This window comes from Citrobacter sp. B72 (assembly GCF_016894305.1).
In the GTDB taxonomy this organism is placed as follows: Bacteria; Pseudomonadota; Gammaproteobacteria; order Enterobacterales; family Enterobacteriaceae; genus Citrobacter; species Citrobacter portucalensis.
In genome coordinates this window covers 2,759,213-2,779,931 of the sequence record NZ_CP069801.1, presented here as the reverse complement: position 1 = coordinate 2,779,931, position 20,719 = coordinate 2,759,213, and the positions used below count along the sequence as shown (strand labels likewise).

Genomic DNA, 20,719 nt, shown 5'->3' with positions numbered 1-20,719 from the left:
TTAGCATCGCCATCCGGTGCTTTATCCTGTAAGACTCTCCACGCTCAAACGCTGAATAATATCCTGACGAAGCTGGTATTTTTGTACTTTACCGGACGCCGTGCGCGGTAATTTCTCCACGATCACAATGTGCTCAGGGTATTTGTACTTTGCCACCCGCTTGCGGCTAAAAAAGGCCACCACTGATTCCAGCGACAACGAATGATGTGGAGGTTTGAGGACCACGTAAGCACACGACCTTTCACCTAAGCGTTCGTCCGGCATCGCGACAACACAGGCATCGTGAATGCGAGGATGCTGCAATAAAATATCCTCAACTTCGCGGCTGCTGATGTTTTCTCCACCGCGGACAATGATATCTTTTTTCCGTCCGGTGATTTTGATGTACCCCGCATCGTCCATTCGGCATAAGTCGCCGCTGTAATACCAGCCGTCTTGATCCAGCGCGCGGGCGGTGAGTTCGGGTTCATCGAGGTAGCCCATAAACACATTGGGACCACGCGAAGCTTCTTCACCTTCTACCCCCGCGGGCAACGTATTGCGTGCTTCGTCGACCACTTTAATTTCGACGCCTGCAGCAGCATATCCGTCGGTATTCATCATGCGAGAAAGCGAATCATCGAGATTGACCAGCGCATGCGGTGAACTCTCTGTCGAGCCATAAATGCTTAATAATTTTATGCCGAGCTGCTGGCAGTCACGGGCAATCTTTTGTGGAATGGTTGTGCCCCCACATAAGAAAAAGCGTAGCGATGAGAGGTCGCGTGGCCGTTTTTCCATGCTACACAACATGTCGTAGACGAAGGGCGTTGCGCCGAGCACACAGGTACAGTGTTGTTGCTCCAGCAGTTCAAGACAGGCGATTGGGGTGAAAATGTCTAACAATACGCTGCGTGCGCCGATTAAAAACGGTGCGGTAACGCCATGCAGAAAACCGGTAGCGTGTCCCAGTGGTGCGGGCATCAAAAACACATCCTGCCAGGTGAGATTGAGGCGGGCACAATAGGCGCGCTCGCTGGCAAGGATGTTGTTGTGGGTCAGCATTACGCCTTTTGGCATTCCCTCGGTACCGGAGGTAAACAACACCGCCGCCAGTTCATCGGCGTGAACATTAATCGTCTGGGTTAAAGGTGGAGCTAAAAGCAGTTGACTGAGCGCCAGCGAGGTAGTTGCCGGAGCCAGTTTATCCACGGCAACGATCTGTTGCAGATGCGGCAACTGGTTTTGTAAGGGGAGGATCAGATCGACCGGTCGGGTCTGTTTAAATAGCGTCGGTGCGAAAAAAATCTTCGCTTTGCACTTATTCAGCACCCATACCAGCTCTGCTTCACGCCACGCTGGCAGCAGCGGTACGGAAACGGCCCCGGTTTTCAGGCAGGCCAGGTAGATAATCGTAAACTCGCACCAGCCCGGTAACTGGAAGGCAATGCGATCGCCGGGTTGAATACCGCAGGCTAAAAACCAGGTTGCCAGACTGCTGGCCGCGCTGTCGAGTGCAGCATAGGTGTATGAAGCGCCATGGTTATCAACCACGGCGATTTTATCTGGCATGGCTCTGGCAGTTTGGTTCCAGTAATCGCCAAGCGAAGCATCTCCCCATAAACCCTGTTGCCGCCAGACTTCGCGGCGTTCGGCGTTAAACGTTAGTGTGATACTCATGAAGTTATTCCCAGGATGATTTCGGCATACATCTGACCGGATGGCCGGCGTGGCCGATCCGGTGTACTACAGGCAAAATCCATTAGCCGTAGCGAAAATCAACGCCAAATGTTCCGACCGGATATTCCCATTGGTCGAGGATTGTGTCGCCGCACAGTACTCGACACGTTCCGCACTCCAGGCAACCAGCAGAATCAAAATGAATGTTTCCACTCTCGTCCTGCTTATACAGCCCGGCGGGGCAGGCTTTCAGCAGCTTGCGAAATTCATTAAGGTCTGGATGTTCGGCCAGAATAATGTGCGGGTGGCCTTCATCGACATTGAATTTATTGACGCCCAGTTTAACGTCAACGTTAACGGTATTGTCCTGATTCATAGTGCAGTTGCCCCCTTGATACCGTCTTTCAGTAAGTTCATCAGCCCGATTTGTTTTGCGTGGGACATAATCATCTTGCGAACCGGTTGATTTGGACGTCCGTCAACGGTGAACATATCGCTCATGATGTCGGCCACCATACGCGGATACTGAGTGAACAGCCGTGGGTTTTCCATTAACGCCGGGATCTTGCGAAAATGCTGTAAATCACGCATCACACAGCCCTGTTCGAGCGCGCGCTTGTAGCCCATCAGGCTGCTGGCAGAGAAATCCTGGCGTTCTTTTGCTGCAATAGCTGTTTGGGCAGCGGCTTCTGCGGAAGCGATGGCCAAATCCATACCTCGCACCGTGAAACCCAGGTTCAAACAGAAACCGGCGGCATCGCCCACGATCATCACACCGTCATCGACCAACTTTGGAACCATTGCCAGACCGCCTTCCGGCACCATATGCGCGGAATATTCCAGTAGTTCTCCACCGGCAATCAATGGCCGAATAGTTGGATGTTGTTTAAAGTCTTCCAGCATTTGTGGAATGCTTTTTGTGGCATGGGCAATATCCCCCAGACCACACACCAGACCCAGAGAGATGGAGTCCTGGTTGGTATACAAAAATCCGCCTCCCATCAATCCATCAGACGGTGAGCCTGCAAACAGCCAGGCCGCGCCTTCATTACCTGAAAGATTGAAGCGATCTGCAATGACCGCTGGAGGTAAGCCGATCAGCTCTTTTACGCCAACGGCATAGTGATGTGCAGAAGAGGGCGGAACCATCCCCAGGGAACGCCCCAGCATAGAGTTGACGCCATCGGCAAGGATGACAATATTGGCTTCCAGGATATCGTCACCGGCCTGAACTCCGGTAACCTTATTACCTTCGCGGATCAGGGCATCGACGCGCACGCCGGGGATGAACTGCACGCCAGCTTGTTCCGCTTTTTCCATTAGCCATGGGTCAAGTCTGTTGCGCAAAACGGTATACGAATCCTGCGTTGGCGCGTCAGCTTTTTCACGATGAAAGTCGAGAGTGACGGCGCTTTCTTCGGTCAGAAAAGAGATTTTTTCGCGGGTGACTTTACGCTCGAGCGGCGCTTCCTGCGCGAAACCCGGCATGATGCGCTCAAGACTATGTGCATAGAGTCTTCCGCCGGTCATATTTTTACTACCTGCACTGTTTCCGCGCTCGATGACCAGTACGTCCAGTCCGGCCTGAGCCATCACGTAGCCTGCAACCGTACCCGCCACGCCAGCACCGACCACAATGGCATCAAATTTTTCATCTGACATGCTTTATGCTCCCTTCCCGCTGCGAGGGCAGCGGGATATGTGCGTTAAATGTGGGGGTTAGCGGCTGAGATGCTCGATAAGAGCCGGAACGACTTTGTAGATGTCGCCGACCAGTCCGTAATCGGCGTAATTGAAAATAGGGGCTTTCTTATCTTTGTTGATGGCGACAATGACTTTCGCGCCGTTACCGCCGACCATATGCTGAATTTGTCCTGAAATGCCGAGGGTGAGGTAAAGGTCCGATTTCAGTAACACGCCAGAAACGCCGATGTAGCGTTCGCGTTCCATCCAGTTTTCGCCTTCGGCAATCGGTCGTGAACAACCCACTTCTGCACCCAGTACAGATGCCAACTGGTGCACCATCTCCAGATCGTTTTGCGCAACCAGGCCGCGACCCACACCCACCACACGTTTGGCTTTGCTGAGATCCACGCTGCTCACGGATTTGGCGCGACGTTCCTGGCACATAATTTCATGGTGTGGTGCGATGTAAGGTGCAGAGACTACAGGGCAGGTATGTGAAGCATTAGCCTCTACCGGTTCAAGTACGCCTGTGGCAAGGGTGATAATTGCCTGAGTTGTTTTGATTTTTTCTTTGCCGAATGCCAGGCCACCGTACATACGGTGTTCTGCGAACAGTGAGCCATCATCAAGTGTTACCGACGTGGCGTCATTTACCATCGCTGCATTGAGCTGAATACTTAACCGCGCACCAAGGGATTTAGCGCGTTTAGTCGCTGGCATCAGCAATAGCCCGGTATGTTCTTGTATCAGGGCGGCGATGGTCTCGGCAAAATTTTCAACACGCTGTAAACCAGACGTTGTTTCAAGCACGACAATCTCATCGGCACCCAGAGGTTTAACCTGATTGGCCTGCTCGTTGCCTTGTACAATAAGGTGTACTTGTTCACCCCACAGGCGTGCGCCGGCCATTAATTCTGCATAGCGTTCTACGTTATCGCTGAACACCCATACGTTAGCTAATTTACTCATAATAATTTCTCTCCGTTGGGCTTAGTTCAGGGCTTTTTTCAGATGCTCAGCCAGCTCGGCGATGGCTTCTGCTGAGTCATTTTCCAGAATGATGTGCTTACGTTCTGTTTGTGGCGGAACGGTGAGGCTCACCAGTTCTGCTAACGGTGAGGCAGGTGTCCAGCCAATATCGCTGGCTTGCCACGGTGTGACCGGTTTTTTACCTGCGCCCAGAATGGCTTTCATCGTGGGAATACGCGGCGTGTTGATATCCGAGGTTACGCACAGCACGGCGGGGAGCGACAGTTCAATCACTTCAACTTCGTCTTCCAGCGTACGTTCAACCACAATGCGATCGCCGTTACGTTGGATGTTGCTGACGGCGTTAATCACTGGAAGTTGTAAGAGTTCGCCAACCAGTAAGCCAACCTGCTGGGCGTAGATGTCTCCAGACCCTTCGCCGAACAGCATCAGGTCGAATTCAATGTTTTTGGCCGCGCAGGCCAGCGCCTGAGCCGTGTCTCGCGGTAATGAATGCTCCAGTTGGGGATCCTGCACCATAAACAAACTGTCCGGCCCGCGGGACAGTACGTCTTTACGCACTTTGGAGTTTTGCAGCAGCGAGCCGCCAACCGTTAAGGCGACAATTTCATCACCTTCCGCACTAAGTTGCGTCGCGGCCTCTATTGCATTCAAATCAAACTGACTGATTTTGGCATCGGCCCGGTCAAAGTTAAGCGAACGTTCTGGGGTAACAACAATGTCCTGTTCTTCAGGCACCAACTTAAAGCAGGTTATTAGTTTCATGGCATCTCCAGTGATTCTCGTGTGGATGATGACGGGGAGTGACATCATCAACAGTAGGGAAAATTGACTGAAAATAGTGTGCGGCAGAGGGAGACTGTTTTCGACGGGGCAATCTGTTTTCATTCCCAACAATCTTGCAAAAAAAAGGACTTTAGGAATGCTGAGTTTATGAACGTAAAGACGACGCCGGGTGTTAAAGTGATAAATATGGAAATAAAATCGAGACGTTTTTTTGAGAAATGGATCATATTTTTATCCGTTTCTGCACGCACTTTGTTTCTGGTGTGTAAATTATTATTGCTGACTTAATAACATTTATACTTTCCTGTTATTTTAAAATAAAAACAATTTGCGCGAGCAGCGTGCTGGAGTAGGAGGTGTCATCTTGCAGACGACGCAAATAATTTTGTTTCGCCTGGATAGAATAACGTTGTATAACATCATCATCGTTTTTACTTTTCAATATTAACTATCCGCAAAATTACTGCCTTTCGGTGGAGGTTGTCATGTATCAACGCTGTTTTGATAATGCCATGGAGACCCTTTTTGAACAGGGAAAAACCCCGAGATTTTCGCGATTCGTCATCAGTGATGATCCTAACTGGGAGTCGGGCCATCATGTTCATGACAATGAAACAGAGCTTATCTATGTAAAAAAGGGTGTCGCAAGGCTAATTATCGACTCTTCGCTGTATGTCGCACATGCGGGTGACATCGTAGTGATAGAACAAGGGCGGTTACATGCGGTTGCTTCCGATAGCAGCGCACCTGCAACCACTTACACCTGTGCGCTCTACGGCTTTCGTTTTAACGACTGGCAGGAGAACCAACTCTTGCAGATGCACTCGTGTCCGGTTATTAGCGTTAGCCAGGGCAAAGAGGTTATTAAAAGTATCTTTAATGAACTGAGTGTTATGATCCCGCAGAGCAAGAATAACCTGACGTCTTCCGCTTATGACGCCTTTGCTTATGCATTAACCGTTTTATATTACGAAAACTTTAAAAATGCTTATCGTTCTGAGCAGGGATATATTAAAAAAGATATCTTAATTAAAGATGTGTTGGTTTATTTAAATAACAACTTCCGAGAGAAAATTACGCTGGAACAGTTGTCTAAGAAATTTCGAGCCAGCGTGAGCTATATCTGTCACGAGTTTACTAAGGAATATCGTATTTCGCCGATTAATTATGTGATTCAGCGGCGAATGACAGAGGCAAAATTTGCCCTGACGAATACGGAGTCCTCGTTGGCAGAAATTTCATGGCGGGTAGGGTATGAAAATGTCGATCACTTTGCCAAACTCTTTCAGCGGCATGTGGGTTGTACTCCCAGCGATTATCGTAAGCAGTTTAAAAATAACCTTGTAGAACAAGAATGTTTGATGCCAGAAATATGATTCACCTGGCACGTGCCGGATAACGCATTTGCGCTATCCGGCAAGCATTACTGCTTACTTATTCTGATAATCTTTCAGGATTTGGCGACCCGCGACGTAAATCATGATTTCATCTGTACCACCGCCAATGCGTTCACAGCGGACATCACGCCAGAAGCGGGAAACGCGTGCTTCGTCGGTGTAACCCAGTCCACCCATAATCTGAATGGCGTCATCAATCACTTCCATTGCAGTACGTGCACAATACAGTTTTGCCAGCGCTGCACTGGTGCGCAGAGACTGTTCCTGATCGGCCTGCCAGGCGACTTTTAACACCATATTGCGCATGTTATCGATTTTAATCGCCATCAGCGCCAGTTTTTCCTGGATCATCTGATTGTGACCAATTGGCTTACCGAATGCGATGCGCTGGTTGGCGTAACGGGCGGCATCTTCGAAGGCGCATTCAGCAAAACCGGTACTGCGTGCAGCGTTGATCAAACGTTCCATTTCGAAGTTGTACATGACGTTGAGGAAACCCATGCCTTCCTCTCCGACCATATCGCTTTCGTCCACTTCGACGTCATCAAGATAGACTTCGCAGGTGCTGAGCATATGCCAGCCGATTTTATGCAGCGGATTAACCTTAATGCCGGGTTTCTTCGAATCGACCCACCATAGCGTAAAAGCTTTTTTCGGATCTTTTGGCTCCGGATCGCGGGCCAGTACCAGCATATATGGATACTCTTTCGCGCCGGTAATAAAGGTTTTCTGCCCGTTGAGATAGACCTTACCGTTTTTGCGAGTGTAGCTGGTGGTCGCGCTGTTGTTGTCGGAGCCAGCTCCCGGTTCGGTTAATGCCAGCGCATACGCTGGATCGCCCGTTTCCATGGTGCTTTCTGCGGTCTTACGCAGCTGTTCGGCGGATCCAAAACGACGCATACTGTGAATACACTGACCGTTAGTGATCAAAAAAGCGGGTGCGCCGCATTTTGAAACTTCCATCAGCGCCAGCATCTGTGTGACGTAATCCGCCGGGATGCCACCAAACTCTTCCGGAACGCCCAGCATCGAAATACCGTTGTCCGCCAGGGCACGCATAAACTCTTTTGGGTAGGTCGCCGTCTGATCGCAGGTACGGAAATATTCTTCCGGGAAATTGCTGGTAATCAGTTCTCGAATACTGGCAAGTAGCAGTTCTTGTTCTTCAGTTAAAGAAAAGTCCATCATGGTACTCCTTTTAATTGGCGGCGTCGGGTAACACAAAACCCATCGAGGCATCGATAAATAATCTTTCGTCCATCAGCTTCAGATTTGGCGAAATGATTGGCGTGAAATCCATCTTGTCCAGGATGTCTTCCTGTAAAGAGACTCCCGGTGCAATTTCGATTAAATGAAGACCATCTGCTTTTAACGTAAATACAGCGCGCTCAGTGATGTAACGCACATCAAGTCCACGTTCGAGAGCAATTTTTCCGCTGAAAGTCACTTCAGGTAATTCGTTGACGAATTTTTTCACCCGACCTTCCTGCACGATATTTAACTTGCCATCGGCAACTTCCGTTTTCAGACTTCCGGCAGTTAACGTGCCGCAGAAAATAATTTTTTTGGAGGTGGCGCTAATATCGATAAAACCGCCGGTACCCATGATCTTGCCATTGAATTTGTGTACGCCAACGTTGCCGTGGCGATCGACTTCGGCAAAACTTAAATAGCACACATCCAATCCACCACCGTGATAGAAGTCAAACTGGGAAGTCATATCCAGAATGGCGCGGGTGTTGACGTTGGCGCCGAAAGCAATACCTTGAGAGGTGATGCCGCCAATCGGACCCGTTTCGACTGTCAGAATAAAATCATCAGCACAGCCTTCTTCGCGAGCGACGAGGCCAATGCCATCGGCAATGCCTACGCCAACGTTGCCGACCGCACCTTTGCGCATTTCAAACAGGGCGCGTCTGGCCACCAGTTTACGCTGATTGAGCGGCAGGGCAGTCTGTTGGCTGTCATCGAGAACAAAATCGCCAGAGATAAAGCGGTTAACCGGCGCGCCACCATACAGTTGCGTTTGGTCGGGGTCGATGACCACAATATCGACCAGATAGCCGGGAATACGCACCGATTTCGGATGCAACGTGGCTTTCTTCACCATCTTTTGCACCTGCATCATAACGATGCCACCGTTATTGTGTACGGCCTGGGCAATCACCAGTGCATCAAGATACATCACTTCATCTTCAAAGGTGGCGTAGCCTTCACTGTCGCAAGTGGTGGCGCGAATAAAGGCGATGTTTGGCGCAATGGCTTTGTAATACAGGTACTCTTTGTTATCAATTTCCACCAATTTGATCAGATCTTCGGTGGTCACTTCATTCAGCTTACCGCCCTGTTGGCGAGGGTCAACAAATGTACCGATGCCGATATCACTAAGGATCCCTGGCTGGTGAGCCGCCGATGCACGCAGGGTTTGGGTTAATACGCCCTGAGGATAGTTATAGGCGGAAATTTTATTTTGTTCAGCCAGATCGGAGATTCGCGGTGATTGTCCCCAGTGGCCGCATAATGCCCATTTGACTAAACCTTCCTGTGCCAGTGGACTAATTCCCCGGTCGGCCCGGTCACCAAGACCTGTAGGACTAATCAACGCTAAATTTCGTGGTGACTGAGAATTTTTATATTTTTCAGCCAGTGCGTTAATTAATGTTGTTGCTTCGAGAATACCCCCGCCTGCACCTAATACACAAAGAGTTGCTTCATCAGGAATATAATTGACTGCATCTGCAGCGGATAATACGGGTACCCGACCATCTATACGATTTGGCCTTGAAAATTTCATGTGAACTCCAGATTATATGCGTGCGACTACCTGTCGCTATATTCGACAATAATATTGTGAGTTATATAATAACGCTTAATTACCGGCCAGATATCCGTGGTTGGACGAATATCTGGGGTAGGGCATTACTGATATTTATATGGATATATCTGTAATTAAGCTTGATGCAATATTGTCAATACAGTACGCAGGTCGGTGACCGAAATTTGTCCTGGTGCGGAGGCTTTTTTTACTGCCCCAAAGGTTGCCGCTGAACCGAAAACCTCACCAGACAGACGTGAAATCACCCCTGTTTTAGCCATCGACATGGTGATTATCGGGCGATCGGCATAGCGTTCTTGCATTTCCAGCGTGGCACTAAGCAGCGTCAGAACATCCGTTTTATTTTGCGGCATCAAGGCAATCTTCGGAATATCTGCGCCCAGCTCCTGCATTTTACGCAGGCGCTGGACAATCTCTTCCGCGGCTGGTGTCTTATGAAAATCGTGATTGGACATAATCACAAAGACATTTTTCGCATGCGCATGCTCGACGGTCGCTTTGACCAGTTCGTCACCGGTAAACAGTTCCAGATCGATCATATCCACCAGACTGCTGTCTACCGCCGCGCGGTTAAGTGCAATATAGTGCTCGACAGACAGAGCCTGTTCACCGCCTTCTTTGGCGCTACGGAAGGTGAAAAGCAGTGGTTTGTCAGCCATCACATCGCGGATGGTGCGCGCAGCTTCCAACACCGCCTCAATGGAAGAGACATCGGCGAAATGGTCTACGCGCCATTCCAGAATGTCGAAATCCGCTTCGCGATAGGCCAGCGCTTCGCTTTTTACCGTTGCGATGTCTTTACCCATCAGCGAGACAATGATCTTCGGCGCACCCTCGCCAATAACGAGGTTTTTTACGGTTACGGTTTTCATTGATTACCCTTTAACTATTGTACAAATGCTTGCCTGTCAGGCGGCAAAACCCATAACCTGTTTCACATACTCCAGTGGGAAATCTTTCCCGGTCCAGAGCTTGAACTGTTCAGCCCCTTGCCACAACAACATGCCGTAACCATCAATTGTTTTGCAACCAGCACTTTGTGCCTGCTGCAATAATTTGGTCATATGCGGGTTGTAGACGCATTCGGTTACCAGCAGTTCCGGACGCAGCAGGGAAGCGTCGGTCACGAGAGATTCATTTTCCAGCGGCTTCATGCCGACTTTAGTGCCGTTGGTCAAAATATCTGCGCTGGCAAGTGCGTCAGCAAAAGCCTGGCGATCGGCGAGATCGATAACGGTGACCACGCAGTCGGTGTTTTCATTGACGCGTTTGGCAAACTCCTGCGCTTTGGCAAAAAACTCATCCTGGCGGTTAAAGAGTTTAATTTCTTTGATGCCTTCAATCGCTGCCTGTGCACCAATAGCCGTCGACGCACCGCCTGCGCCCAACAGTACCATGGTTTTACCTTTGATATCGAAACCACTTTCCTTAATTGCACGAATATGGCCCGTGCCATCGGTATTGTAACCGCGCAGGTAACCATCATCATTGACGATAGTGTTAATTGCGCCGACCAGCTTGGCTGCGGGTGTTAATTCATCAACATACTCACATGCCAGCTGCTTGTTGGGCATTGAGACCCCGGTACCCCGCATCTTTAAGGCCTTCAGCCCGGCAATGGCATTAGCAAACGTTGAGTTATCAACTTCAAATGCCATGTAAGTGAATGGCAATCTCGCTTTTTCTAATGCCTTATTTTGCATTTCAGGCGACAGACTGTGTCTGATAGGGTAGGCCATCAAACCAATCAGTTCATATTTTGCAGTTACGTCCATTTAATACTCCTTCTAAACAATTTATTGAAAATAACGCTCGCCCAACCGCACATCATTTTTGGGGATATCAAATACGCGGTAGTAACGAATAAAGACGATGATGGCGGTGACAAAAGCCAACAGAGCAAATGCAAGGTCCAGCAAAATAATGTATTGCAGACCAATGTTAGAGAGGTATCCGGTGATTAATGGGATAATAAAGTTGGCTACGCCACCCATCATCATATAAATACTGGTGACTTTGGCTTTGCTCTTGGGAAAGAACTCTGACATCACCGAGACACCGAGCTGTAAAATACCGCCAGCGGCAGAGAATCCAATGAGAAATGAACCTGCGTTACATACCAGCGGAGATGGGTATAAATAAATGACGGCTGCGGTGATGGTTGCCAGTCCGGCGTTAAATACGTTTGCCCAAATAGGTCGTACCCATTTTTTCAACAGTGCGGCAAAGATAAATACGCAGACCAACGAACCCATACTGTAGTAAGAGATTGTTTTCAGTGCGTCGGATTCTGCCATACCGGCAAAGGCCATCGCATATTTCGGCATCCAGACCACGATGACGTAAAAAGTCGAAAAGGCAGCAACACCAAACATGACGGATGCCACACCTTCCAGCCAGACCAATGGTTTACTGTTCATCTGTGGCAGATCTTTCGCGATGCCGGCATCCACCATCTGGCTGGGGAAACGACTTTTTAGCAGCATCAGGGTAATGACTACAAACAACGCTCCCGGGATAATGACCGCATAACCGTACCAGATATGGTTGAGCAGCATGGTGCTGACGACGATGGGGTAGATCATCTGCCCAAACGAGACCATAGCTTTCACCAGGATAACGGCTGAGCCAGAGGCTTTAGGGAAGCATTCCATTAACGCCGGGTACCCACCGGTATCCAGTGCCGAGTTTGCCACGCCAACGCAAACGGCCAGAATAAAGGCAATCATCAGATTAGGGCTGGCGGGAATACCGAAGAAGAACAGTATATAAAGAATAGCCCCTAACAGAATGATAGCCCGACGACCAAATTTATCTGAGAGCACGCCAAAGAATAAGATGCTCACTAGTCGCCCCAGACCAATGCCTGAAATTAAATAGGCAATTCCTGCATTGTCGGTGGAAAACTTTTCTGCAAGAGAGGTCATATTTTGCGCCAGTGTAATGACGCTAATGCCGTGTAGGAAATAACTTAAATAAATACAGGTTATCGCCAAAAGAAATGGCGTATTAAAGGTCTTGCTTTGAGACATTTTCACAACTCCTTGCGGATTTTAAAATTGTTCTGTGCTCGTCGATATTGTTTAAATTGCGGCGACCTTGTAATTAATATACCGGGCAGCAGCCACAGAGCCTACATAGCATGGCGTTTAAGTTACCAGGTATATTGCATAACACACTGTGAAATTGAACTCTGCCAGCCGGTGTTTTGTTGATGTTTTAAAACATATGCCAATTATTTTGCAGAAGGGGGGAACAATATTGCATCCACGCTATTCTACGGCTTGTATCATTTTTAGCTGATGCTTTGACGCGATGTAGCTGCGATAACCAATAAACAACGCCAACAGGAACCCAACAGCGGCTATACCAGTATCAAACCACATGATGTGAGCAATACTGGTTTCTGAGAGTTTTGCTGTTATCAATGGAATGGTGAAGGTCGCAATGCTGCCCGCGCTGTAGTAAATCCCGGTCGCTTTGCCCTTCGCATGCGGAAAGCGTGCGGCCATGAGCGTTAAACCGATTTGCACAACGCCCCCAGCGGAAGAAAAACCGATGACAAACGCAAAGATAATGACCACGTAGGGTGTCGGATGCAGACAAACCATCAGCAATGCGACAAATGAGATAAACGTATACAGCATCAGCATCGATGTCGCGCGTTCTGCTTTTCGCGCCAGCGGGGCGGTGATCAGCACGCACAGTAGAGAGCCGCAGGTATAAATGCTTAACAGTTTGATAGATAACGTATAGGACATTCCTGCGACAAACTGTCCGTATTGCGCCAGCCACTGGCTTACCAGGTAAAATGTTGCCATTGCGATGTAGCCGTACAGGGTGTAACTGGCAAGGTCGAGCAGGGAGCAACGATGTTCAGGTTGTGCGGTTTCTCGTTCAGCAGGTTGTGCCCGGATGACGATATGAGGCCCGGGGTGTGGCGGAAACCGACAGCGAAACAAAAACACGCCGTTGAGTATCATAACGGCAGCCGCCAGCAGGAAGGACCAGCCAAACCAAAGTTCGCTCCACACCAGCAGGCTGATGATCATTGGCAGCAGGAACTGACCGCTGGAGACGAAGGCTTTTATCAAAATATTGGCTGTGCTGGGGGAACGGGGGAATGCCTCCATCAGGCTGGGATAGGTTCCGGCATCGAGAAAACTGTTTGCCATTCCTGCTAAAAAACCAAAAGCATAGGCAAGAAAAATACTGTGAGTATTGATGATGCCAATAAAGAAAATCAGGTAGCAGGTCATACCAAGGATAATAAATGGTCTGCGACCGTAGCGATCGGAAAGCATCCCTGCCACTAATAAAACGCTTAAGCGGCCGATACCGAGTGAGGAAATAACAATCGAGACGCCCGCAGCATTGGTTTGCCACTGTTGTTCCAGCGAAGACATATTGAGGCTCATCAGAATGACCCCCATGCCGTGCACCAGGTAATTTAGGTACAGCCCTATCGCAGTGGAGAAATAGGTGTTTTTCATAATGTGTTACTCAGCGAAGAGGCTAAATAGGTATGGCGTTGCAATCTCTTAACACATACGCTCGAGATCGTGAGCATAGAGTTCAACAGCAGCCGATTGATAGATTTTCCAGTCGAGAAAACCATCGTGGTGATAAACCGCCTGAAAAGCGTTCAGATCGGGGAAAAAACGCATGGTGTTATTACCGATACGATTATTTATTTTGTCGATAATTGCATTAATTCTTAACTTCCTCCTTGCTTTCATTTCTGAACAAATGCGGATGATGTCTTCTGGAATTTCTCTTTCACCCTTTTCCCATTGCTGCCAGGCGGCAACATTGTTATCGCGCGCGATATACCTGGCGCTTTCTTCCACCGTCATAGCAAAAATATGGCGGATCGCCTGTAGTTCTAATGCGTTCATTATTTGGTCACTTCATAAAAGACGGTGGAATAGTAATAACATTGCTGTGGATATTTCTGCTTGAAGAGAGTCACAGTATTTTGTGCAATATTATTTGTTCCTTGACGGGGAAGATAATGTGTTGGTGCGTTAAGGTTGGTGGAGTGGCGCGCGAAAGACAAAAAAAAGCCCAACGTGGGAGTTGGGCAAAGACTACACACAGCAATTCGTTGTTTCACTCAGGGGATTTCCATGCTTATAAATCAATGTGTTGATCTAAAGCCATGAGCTAATAGTAGGCATAGTGATTTTTTACGTCGATCAGATTCATCTCAATAGTTTAAAAACTGTAAAGAATTTGCGACACAAATGATTCTTTAAAGAAGGACGAGGTTGGGTCTAATCCCGCAAGAGGGAGGATTGATTAGTATTGTTAAACAATCAGGCGGCGCTGCCGCCTGATGTTGGATTACTTATTGCGTTCGATTTCAGCAATTTCTTCGAGGATTTCATCCGGATTGGTACCTGGCGCAGGGGCTTCGTTTACCCAGGCGGAGAACAGACGCCAGGAAACGGCCAGCACTACTGGACCGATAAACAGACCAATCATGCCGAAGGCAATCAGTCCGCCGATGACCCCGGAGAGAATCAGGATCAGTGGCAAATCAGCCCCCATACGAATCAGCATTGGTCGAATTACGTTATCCAGTGTTCCGACCACGCCGCTCCACACCAGCAGCACTGTGCCCCAGGTGGAATCCCCCGTCCAGTATAGCCAGATAATGGCCGGAATCAGCACTGGCAACGGCCCCAGTTGCACCAGACAAGACAGTATCATCAATACCGCCAGCAGCGTGGCGTAAGGCACGCCGGTTACCGCCAGACCAATACCCCCGAGCACTGCCTGCACCAGAGCGGTGACCACAACGCCCAATGCGACGGCGCGAATGGCTTGCGCGGCCAGCAGAATGGCAGCATCGCCACGTTTAGAGGCAAGACGGCAGGCGAAGTGACGAATACCTAATGCGACCTGTTCACCGCGCCAGTACAATAGGGCACTGAACAGCAGCATCAGACCACAGTGCATCATAAAGCGGCCGATATGCGCGGCCTGACCGACAAACCAGGTGGTGGTGGTACCGATATAAGGACGAACTTTGGCCATAATGGCCGAACCGCCCATATCCAGTAAACTGTGCCATGCGCCATACATCTTGGCACCCACCAGTGGAATGCTGTTCAACCATGCCAGATCCGGTAGCGTCATATCACCTGCGGTTACGGCATGGATCAGCGGCCCGCTGCCATCGACGATACTGTTAACCAGCAGCGCGATAGGGATGATGAACAACAGCACTAACAACAGTGTCATCACCAGTACGGCAAGTGAACGACGTCCCCAGAGCAATTTTTGTAAGCGTAGCAGGATAGGCCAGGTCGCAATGACAATCGTGCCTGCCCAGGCAAAACCGAGGATAAAGGGTTGCACAATCCAGAGACAGGCCACAATCAGGATGGCTAAAAACAGCACCGATAGCAGCACTTGTGCAATATCCCTGGGCTGACGGAAATTTACCATAAATACTTTTCACCTTTGTCTTTGCGCCAGAACGTTGACGCGACGTGAACACGTTAATCACACTTTATAATGATGAGCAATTTCAGCGGTTTTGAACAGGCGGATTCTGCCTGTAAATCTGCTGAGCGTATTAGAAAAAAATGTGATACAACAAACAAAGCAACACGCAAACGATTAAATTCACAACACAGACCGCAGGAAAGGGTCACTATAATGATTCCACAAATTTCTCAGGCGCCAGGTGTCGTTCAACTGGTGCTCAATTTTTTGCAGGCGCTGGAGCAGCAAGGATTCACGGGTGATACGGCAACGAGCTATGCCGATCGTCTGACAATGTCGACGGATAACAGTATTTATCAGCTGCTTCCTGATGCTGTCGTTTTCCCTCGTTCAACCGCAGATGTGGCGCTAATCGCCCGTCTGGCGGCAGAACCGCTATTCTCTTCGTTGATTTTTACCCCGCGCGGCGGCGGCACCGGGACTAACGGTCAGGCGCTGAACCAGGGCATTATTGTTGATATGTCCCGCTATATGAGCCGCATTATTGAAATCAACCCGCAAGAAGGTTGGGTGCGGGTAGAAGCCGGGGTGATAAAAGACCAGCTTAACCAGTTTCTGAAGCCATATGGCTATTTCTTTGCCCCGGAATTATCCACCAGTAACCGGGCAACGCTCGGCGGGATGATCAACACCGATGCGTCCGGGCAAGGATCGTTGGTTTACGGTAAAACTTCCGATCATGTGTTGGGCATCCGTGCGGTGCTGATGGGCGGTGATATTCTGGATACCCAGCCCATGCCGGTCGAGCTTGCCCAAACGTTGGGTAACAGCAATACCACGATTGGCCGTATCTATAAGACCGTTTATGAGCGTTGTCGCGATAACCGACAGCTGATCATGGATAAATTCCCGAAACTTAATCGCTTCCTGACGGGTTACGATCTGCGGCACGTCTTTAACGATGAGATGACCGAATTTGATTTAACCCGCATTCTTACCGGCTCTGAAGGTACGCTGGCGTTTATCACCGAAGCCCGCCTTGATATCACGCCACTGCCCAAAGTCAGACAGTTGGTTAACGTTAAGTACGATTCGTTTGATTCGGCGTTGCGTAACGCGCCGGTGATGGTGGAAGCGCGCGCATTGTCGGTAGAAACCGTCGACTCCAAAGTACTCAATCTGGCGCGTGAAGACATCGTCTGGCACTCGGTAAGCGAACTGATTACCGATGTAGCGGATAAAGAGATGCTGGGCCTGAATATTGTCGAGTTTGCCGGTGACGATGAAACCTTGGTTAATTCGCAGGTCAGCGCACTCTGCGAACGCCTGGATGGGTTAATCGCTCGTCAGGAAGCGGGCGTTATTGGCTGGCAGCTATGTACTGAACTGGCGGGCGTCGAACGAATTTACGCCATGCGCAAAAAGGCTGTCGGTCTCCTGGGCAATGCAAAAGGTTCTGCGAAGCCAATTCCGTTCGCCGAGGATACCTGCGTTCCTCCGGAGCATCTGGCTGACTATATTGCCGAGTTTCGCGCGCTGCTCGACAGCCATGGTCTGAGTTACGGCATGTTCGGCCACGTGGATGCTGGCGTGCTGCACGTCAGGCCGGCTTTAGATATGTGCGACCCGCAGCAGGAAGTGCTGATGAAACGCATTTCTGATGATGTCGTCGCGCTGACGGCAAAATATGGCGGTTTGTTGTGGGGTGAGCACGGGAAAGGTTTTCGTGCGGAATACAGTCCGGCGTTTTTCGGTGATGAACTGTATCGTGAACTGCGCAAAGTGAAATCGGTGTTTGATCCGCAAAACCGGCTCAACCCTGGCAAAATCTGTCCACCGGAGGACGTTGATGCGCCGATGATGAAAGTGGATGCGGTGAAACGCGGAACGTATGACCGTCAAATCCCGCTGGCCGTACGCCAGGAGTGGCGTGGGGCAATGGAGTGTAATGGCAACGGGTTATGCTTTAACTTCGATGCGAAAAGCCCCATGTGTCCGTCGATGAAAATCAGCCTTAACCGTATCCATTCTCCGAAAGGGCGAGCTACGCTGGTACGTGAATGGCTGCGTCTGTTGGCCGATCGCGGGATCGATCCTGTGCAACTGGAAAAAGAGCTACCGGAGAAACGCGCCAGTTTACGCACGCTGATTACCCGTACCCGCAACAGCTGGCATGCACGCAAGGGTGAATACGATTTCTCGCACGAAGTAAAAGAGGCGATGTCAGGTTGCCTGGCGTGTAAAGCCTGTTCCACACAGTGTCCGATTAAAATTGATGTGCCGGAGTTCCGCTCACGCTTCCTACAACTGTACCACACGCGTTATCTGCGCCCGTTGCGCGATCATATGGTGGCGACCGTTGAGAGCTATGCACCGCTAATGGCGCGGGCGCCTAAAACGTTTAACTTCTTCATCAATCAGCCGCTGGTGCGAAATCTGGCTAAAAAGCACATTGGAATGGTTGATTTACCGCTATTGTCTGCGCCGTCGCTGCAACGCCAACTGGTGGGGCATCGTTCTGCCAACATGACGCTTGAACAGCTCGAATTACTCAGCCTCGAGCAAAAAGCCCGCACGGTGCTGGTGGTACAGGATCCGTTCACCAGCTATTACGATGCGCAGGTGGTGGCTGATTTTATACGTCTGGTAGAAAAACTGGGTATGCAGCCGGTACTGCTGCCGTTTTCGCCAAACGGCAAGGCGCAGCACATTAAAGGCTTTTTAAACCGTTTTGCCAAAACGGCGAAAAAGACATCCGAGTTTCTTAACCGGGTAGCGAAGCTGAATATTCCGATGGTGGGTGTTGATCCGGCGCTGGTGCTTTGTTATCGCGATGAATACAAGCTGGTGCTGGGAGAACAGCGGGGTGATTTCCATGTGCTGCTGGCCAACGAATGGTTATCTAAAGCTGTGGAAACACAGCAGTCAGTCGCTGTTGGCGGTGAACCGTGGTACTTCTTTGGCCACTGTACCGAAGTGACGGCTTTGCCGGGCGCGCCTGCACAGTGGGCGACTATTTTTGCTCGCTTTGGCGCAAAGTTGGAGAACGTCAGCGTGGGGTGCTGTGGTATGGCTGGCACTTACGGTCACGAAGTGAAGAATCACCAAAACTCATTGGGTATCTATGAGTTATCATGGCACCAGGCAATGCAACGATTGCCACGTAACCGTTGTCTGGCTACAGGGTACTCCTGTCGCAGCCAGGTTAAACGCGTTGAAGGTACGGGCGTTCGCCACCCATTACAGGCACTGCTGGAGATTATAGGATGATCTGGAAACGTGAAGTCACACTCGAGGCGCTCAATGCCATGGGTGAAGGAAATATGGTTGGGTTGCTCGATATTCGTTTTGTGCACATTGGCGACGATACGCTGGAAGCTACGATGCCGGTGGACCATCGCACCAAACAACCCTTTGGGTTGTTACACGGCGGCGCATCCGTGGTGCTGGCGGAAAGCATTGGTTCGGTAGCTGGCTACTTGTGTACTCAGGGTGAGCAGAAAGTGGTGGGCCTGGAGATCAACGCCAACCATATCCGTTCTGCACGGGAAGGGCTCGTCAGGGGCGTATGTCGCGCGTTACATACAGGTTCTCGTCACCAGGTGTGGCAAATAGAAATCTTCGATGAGCAGGGTCGATTGTGCTGCACGTCGCGTCTGACGACCGCAATTTTGTGATGCATATTGCTTTTGGTCATTATCTGCACAGGGAATGGTGTTATACTGTGCAGGTTTTGAACACAAGCGAGGATGATATGTCTACCCAATTAGACCCTGCCCAACTGGCAATAGAATTTTTACGTCGTGATAAAACCGATCTTTCACCGGCTCAGTACCTGAAAAGGCTGAAACAGCTTGAGCTGGAGTTTGCAGATCTGTTGGCGCTCTCTTCCACTGAACTGAAAGAAGAGATCTATTTTGCCTGGCGCATGGGCGTTCATTGATTCCGGTATGCTTATCGTAACGAAACCCCGACACGCGTTCGGGGTTATTTTTTGCCTTAAATCTTCATTACCACTTCATCTCGCCGCTGTTAACTTTTGCACTTAGTTCCAGCGAGCTTACGTCTGCAAGGCCTGGCCATGCTGCCGTCATGGTTTTAATCACATAACCCGATCCTTTTTTCGCCCCTAGCGCCTGCTCAAACGACTGCAAATAGTCCTGGGTGAAGCGAATAGCTTTATCACCGGTTGGGCGGTCGCCAATGTAATGACCCGGTACCACCTGAGTGGGCTGTAAGCTCTGCATTTCGCTCAGTACGCTACGCCATGCACTACGTTGTTGTTCAGACTGTGTATCCGCCGTCCAGACGTGAATACCTGAAGCCACGCCTGTGCCGCCAATAATGGCTCGATTCGCCGGGATCCAGATATACGCTGCATAATCGTTGGCGTGACGCAGTTCCAGCGTTTCGTCATCAACCGTGAACTGCGTTTGCGTAGTCGCCTGCGGAACGGTGAGCGATGTTGGTGCGCCGTCCTTCATTTGCGGGCCCCAGAACTGCAGCTTGGCCTCTTTGGTGGCGCGGATATGGTCTACCACCTGCGGCGTTGCCAGGACTTTTACCTGTGGGAAGGCCTCAACGATGGGCTGCAAACCAAAATAGAAATCCGGATCGCCGGAGGTGATCACAATAGCCTTCAGCGTTTTACCGCTGGCTCGAATCATTTGCACCAGTTGTTCGCCATCTTTGGTACTGAACTGGGCGTCAAACAAAATCGCCTCTTTTGGGCCAGACACCAGCGTCGAAGAAACCGGGAAAATAGCCTTATCCTGTGGATTATAGACGTCCAGCTGTAGCGGCGCGGCGAAAGCTGAAGACGCAAACAGAGGTAACAGCAGGGCCAGAGTTTTAACTTTCATACCAGGTAACCTTGTGCAGGAAATTGTCTTTTGATAGTTCCCGTATT

18 protein-coding genes and 1 other RNA gene are annotated in these 20,719 nt (G+C 49.9%); 4 read left to right on the top strand and 15 right to left on the bottom strand.

Translation table 11 applies throughout. From position 1 onward, the window contains the following. Positions 1-21: 21 nt before the first annotated feature. The 5 genes from fadK to JQN59_RS13225 all read right to left on the bottom strand — a co-directional run bounded on the left by fadK (position 22) and on the right by JQN59_RS13225 (position 5,100). Positions 22-1,659, bottom strand: coding sequence for a medium-chain fatty-acid--CoA ligase (gene fadK / locus JQN59_RS13245; protein ID WP_149607154.1), 1,638 nt, complete (start codon positions 1,657-1,659; stop codon positions 22-24). An 82-nt stretch (positions 1,660-1,741) separates the two neighbouring features. Beyond that, the gene (locus tag JQN59_RS13240; RefSeq protein WP_003832609.1) at positions 1,742-2,035 is read right to left on the bottom strand and encodes a ferredoxin ydiT; all 294 of its coding nucleotides are present in this window, start codon (positions 2,033-2,035) and stop codon (positions 1,742-1,744) included. Then, entirely contained in the window at positions 2,032-3,321 is a 1,290-nt protein-coding gene (locus JQN59_RS13235) for an FAD-dependent oxidoreductase (RefSeq protein ID WP_048214321.1), read from the bottom strand. The genes JQN59_RS13240 and JQN59_RS13235 overlap by 4 nt, the downstream gene beginning before the upstream one ends. Positions 3,322-3,378: 57 nt before the next feature. Continuing rightward, a complete protein-coding gene (locus JQN59_RS13230) occupies positions 3,379-4,314 on the bottom strand; it encodes an electron transfer flavoprotein subunit alpha (protein ID WP_048214320.1) in 936 nt (311 codons plus the stop codon). A gap of 21 nt (positions 4,315-4,335) precedes the next feature. Further along, entirely contained in the window at positions 4,336-5,100 is a 765-nt protein-coding gene (locus JQN59_RS13225) for an electron transfer flavoprotein (protein WP_149607155.1), read from the bottom strand. A gap of 506 nt (positions 5,101-5,606) precedes the next feature. On the opposite strand from JQN59_RS13225, the gene JQN59_RS13220 reads away from it, so the two are divergent. After that, complete coding sequence (locus JQN59_RS13220; RefSeq protein ID WP_032943176.1) at positions 5,607-6,497, top strand: AraC family transcriptional regulator; 891 nt, start codon at positions 5,607-5,609, stop codon at positions 6,495-6,497. Between the two features lie 54 nt (positions 6,498-6,551). Here JQN59_RS13220 and JQN59_RS13215 read toward each other — a convergent pair whose 3' ends face one another. The 9 genes from JQN59_RS13215 to ydiK form a co-directional block, all read right to left on the bottom strand. Next, positions 6,552-7,703 carry an acyl-CoA dehydrogenase gene (locus tag JQN59_RS13215; protein WP_003832619.1) on the bottom strand — a complete coding sequence of 384 codons (1,152 nt, stop codon included), beginning with the start codon at positions 7,701-7,703 and terminating at the stop codon, positions 6,552-6,554. A gap of 13 nt (positions 7,704-7,716) precedes the next feature. Beyond that, a complete protein-coding gene (locus tag JQN59_RS13210; protein ID WP_048214317.1) occupies positions 7,717-9,312 on the bottom strand; it encodes an acyl CoA:acetate/3-ketoacid CoA transferase in 1,596 nt (531 codons plus the stop codon). A 155-nt stretch (positions 9,313-9,467) separates the two neighbouring features. Next, on the bottom strand, positions 9,468-10,226 hold the full coding sequence (gene aroD / locus JQN59_RS13205) for a type I 3-dehydroquinate dehydratase (protein WP_048235496.1): 759 nt from the start codon (positions 10,224-10,226) through the stop codon (positions 9,468-9,470). Between the two features lie 36 nt (positions 10,227-10,262). Continuing rightward, positions 10,263-11,129, bottom strand: coding sequence for a quinate/shikimate dehydrogenase (gene ydiB / locus JQN59_RS13200; protein WP_149607156.1), 867 nt, complete (start codon positions 11,127-11,129; stop codon positions 10,263-10,265). 21 nt (positions 11,130-11,150) lie between these two features. Further along, a complete protein-coding gene (locus tag JQN59_RS13195) occupies positions 11,151-12,386 on the bottom strand; it encodes an MFS transporter (protein ID WP_032943180.1) in 1,236 nt (411 codons plus the stop codon). A 240-nt stretch (positions 12,387-12,626) separates the two neighbouring features. Continuing rightward, the gene (locus tag JQN59_RS13190) at positions 12,627-13,847 is read right to left on the bottom strand and encodes an MFS transporter (RefSeq protein WP_103014613.1); all 1,221 of its coding nucleotides are present in this window, start codon (positions 13,845-13,847) and stop codon (positions 12,627-12,629) included. Positions 13,848-13,895: 48 nt separating this feature from the next. Then, complete coding sequence (locus JQN59_RS13185; protein WP_008784601.1) at positions 13,896-14,252, bottom strand: YdiL family protein; 357 nt, start codon at positions 14,250-14,252, stop codon at positions 13,896-13,898. A 157-nt stretch (positions 14,253-14,409) separates the two neighbouring features. After that, positions 14,410-14,517: antisense sRNA RprA (rprA, locus tag JQN59_RS13180), an RNA gene on the bottom strand. A 183-nt stretch (positions 14,518-14,700) separates the two neighbouring features. Then, a complete protein-coding gene (ydiK, locus tag JQN59_RS13175; protein ID WP_003832632.1) occupies positions 14,701-15,810 on the bottom strand; it encodes an AI-2E family transporter YdiK in 1,110 nt (369 codons plus the stop codon). 213 nt (positions 15,811-16,023) lie between these two features. Here ydiK and ydiJ point away from each other — a divergent pair, with 213 nt between their 5' ends. The 3 genes from ydiJ to JQN59_RS13160 all read left to right on the top strand — a co-directional run bounded on the left by ydiJ (position 16,024) and on the right by JQN59_RS13160 (position 19,753). Beyond that, complete coding sequence (ydiJ, locus tag JQN59_RS13170; RefSeq protein ID WP_149607157.1) at positions 16,024-19,080, top strand: D-2-hydroxyglutarate dehydrogenase YdiJ; 3,057 nt, start codon at positions 16,024-16,026, stop codon at positions 19,078-19,080. Further along, positions 19,077-19,487 carry a 1,4-dihydroxy-2-naphthoyl-CoA hydrolase gene (gene menI / locus JQN59_RS13165; RefSeq protein WP_008784603.1) on the top strand — a complete coding sequence of 137 codons (411 nt, stop codon included), beginning with the start codon at positions 19,077-19,079 and terminating at the stop codon, positions 19,485-19,487. The genes ydiJ and menI overlap by 4 nt, the downstream gene beginning before the upstream one ends. A gap of 77 nt (positions 19,488-19,564) precedes the next feature. Continuing rightward, positions 19,565-19,753: a YdiH family protein gene (locus JQN59_RS13160; RefSeq protein WP_003030540.1), complete on the top strand. Its 189-nt coding sequence runs from the start codon at positions 19,565-19,567 to the stop codon at positions 19,751-19,753. Between the two features lie 67 nt (positions 19,754-19,820). On the opposite strand, the gene JQN59_RS13155 is transcribed toward JQN59_RS13160, so the two are convergent. Beyond that, positions 19,821-20,672 carry a Vmh family MBL fold metallo-hydrolase gene (locus JQN59_RS13155; RefSeq protein WP_032943195.1) on the bottom strand — a complete coding sequence of 284 codons (852 nt, stop codon included), beginning with the start codon at positions 20,670-20,672 and terminating at the stop codon, positions 19,821-19,823. Between the last annotated feature and the right edge of the window lie 47 nt (positions 20,673-20,719).

Bases quoted from the DNA above. Each gene is read 5' to 3' on its own strand.
- fadK (WP_149607154.1), bottom strand. From the start codon at position 1,659: ATGAGTATCACACTAACGTTTAACGCCGAACGCCGCGAAGTCTGGCGG.
- JQN59_RS13240 (WP_003832609.1), bottom strand. From the start codon at position 2,035: ATGAATCAGGACAATACCGTTAACGTTGACGTTAAACTGGGCGTCAAT.
- JQN59_RS13235 (WP_048214321.1), bottom strand. From the start codon at position 3,321: ATGTCAGATGAAAAATTTGATGCCATTGTGGTCGGTGCTGGCGTGGCG.
- JQN59_RS13230 (WP_048214320.1), bottom strand. From the start codon at position 4,314: ATGAGTAAATTAGCTAACGTATGGGTGTTCAGCGATAACGTAGAACGC.
- JQN59_RS13225 (WP_149607155.1), bottom strand. From the start codon at position 5,100: ATGAAACTAATAACCTGCTTTAAGTTGGTGCCTGAAGAACAGGACATT.
- JQN59_RS13220 (WP_032943176.1), top strand. From the start codon at position 5,607: ATGTATCAACGCTGTTTTGATAATGCCATGGAGACCCTTTTTGAACAG.
- JQN59_RS13215 (WP_003832619.1), bottom strand. From the start codon at position 7,703: ATGGACTTTTCTTTAACTGAAGAACAAGAACTGCTACTTGCCAGTATT.
- JQN59_RS13210 (WP_048214317.1), bottom strand. From the start codon at position 9,312: ATGAAATTTTCAAGGCCAAATCGTATAGATGGTCGGGTACCCGTATTA.
- aroD (WP_048235496.1), bottom strand. From the start codon at position 10,226: ATGAAAACCGTAACCGTAAAAAACCTCGTTATTGGCGAGGGTGCGCCG.
- ydiB (WP_149607156.1), bottom strand. From the start codon at position 11,129: ATGGACGTAACTGCAAAATATGAACTGATTGGTTTGATGGCCTACCCT.
- JQN59_RS13195 (WP_032943180.1), bottom strand. From the start codon at position 12,386: ATGTCTCAAAGCAAGACCTTTAATACGCCATTTCTTTTGGCGATAACC.
- JQN59_RS13190 (WP_103014613.1), bottom strand. From the start codon at position 13,847: ATGAAAAACACCTATTTCTCCACTGCGATAGGGCTGTACCTAAATTAC.
- JQN59_RS13185 (WP_008784601.1), bottom strand. From the start codon at position 14,252: ATGAACGCATTAGAACTACAGGCGATCCGCCATATTTTTGCTATGACG.
- ydiK (WP_003832632.1), bottom strand. From the start codon at position 15,810: ATGGTAAATTTCCGTCAGCCCAGGGATATTGCACAAGTGCTGCTATCG.
- ydiJ (WP_149607157.1), top strand. From the start codon at position 16,024: ATGATTCCACAAATTTCTCAGGCGCCAGGTGTCGTTCAACTGGTGCTC.
- menI (WP_008784603.1), top strand. From the start codon at position 19,077: ATGATCTGGAAACGTGAAGTCACACTCGAGGCGCTCAATGCCATGGGT.
- JQN59_RS13160 (WP_003030540.1), top strand. From the start codon at position 19,565: ATGTCTACCCAATTAGACCCTGCCCAACTGGCAATAGAATTTTTACGT.
- JQN59_RS13155 (WP_032943195.1), bottom strand. From the start codon at position 20,672: ATGAAAGTTAAAACTCTGGCCCTGCTGTTACCTCTGTTTGCGTCTTCA.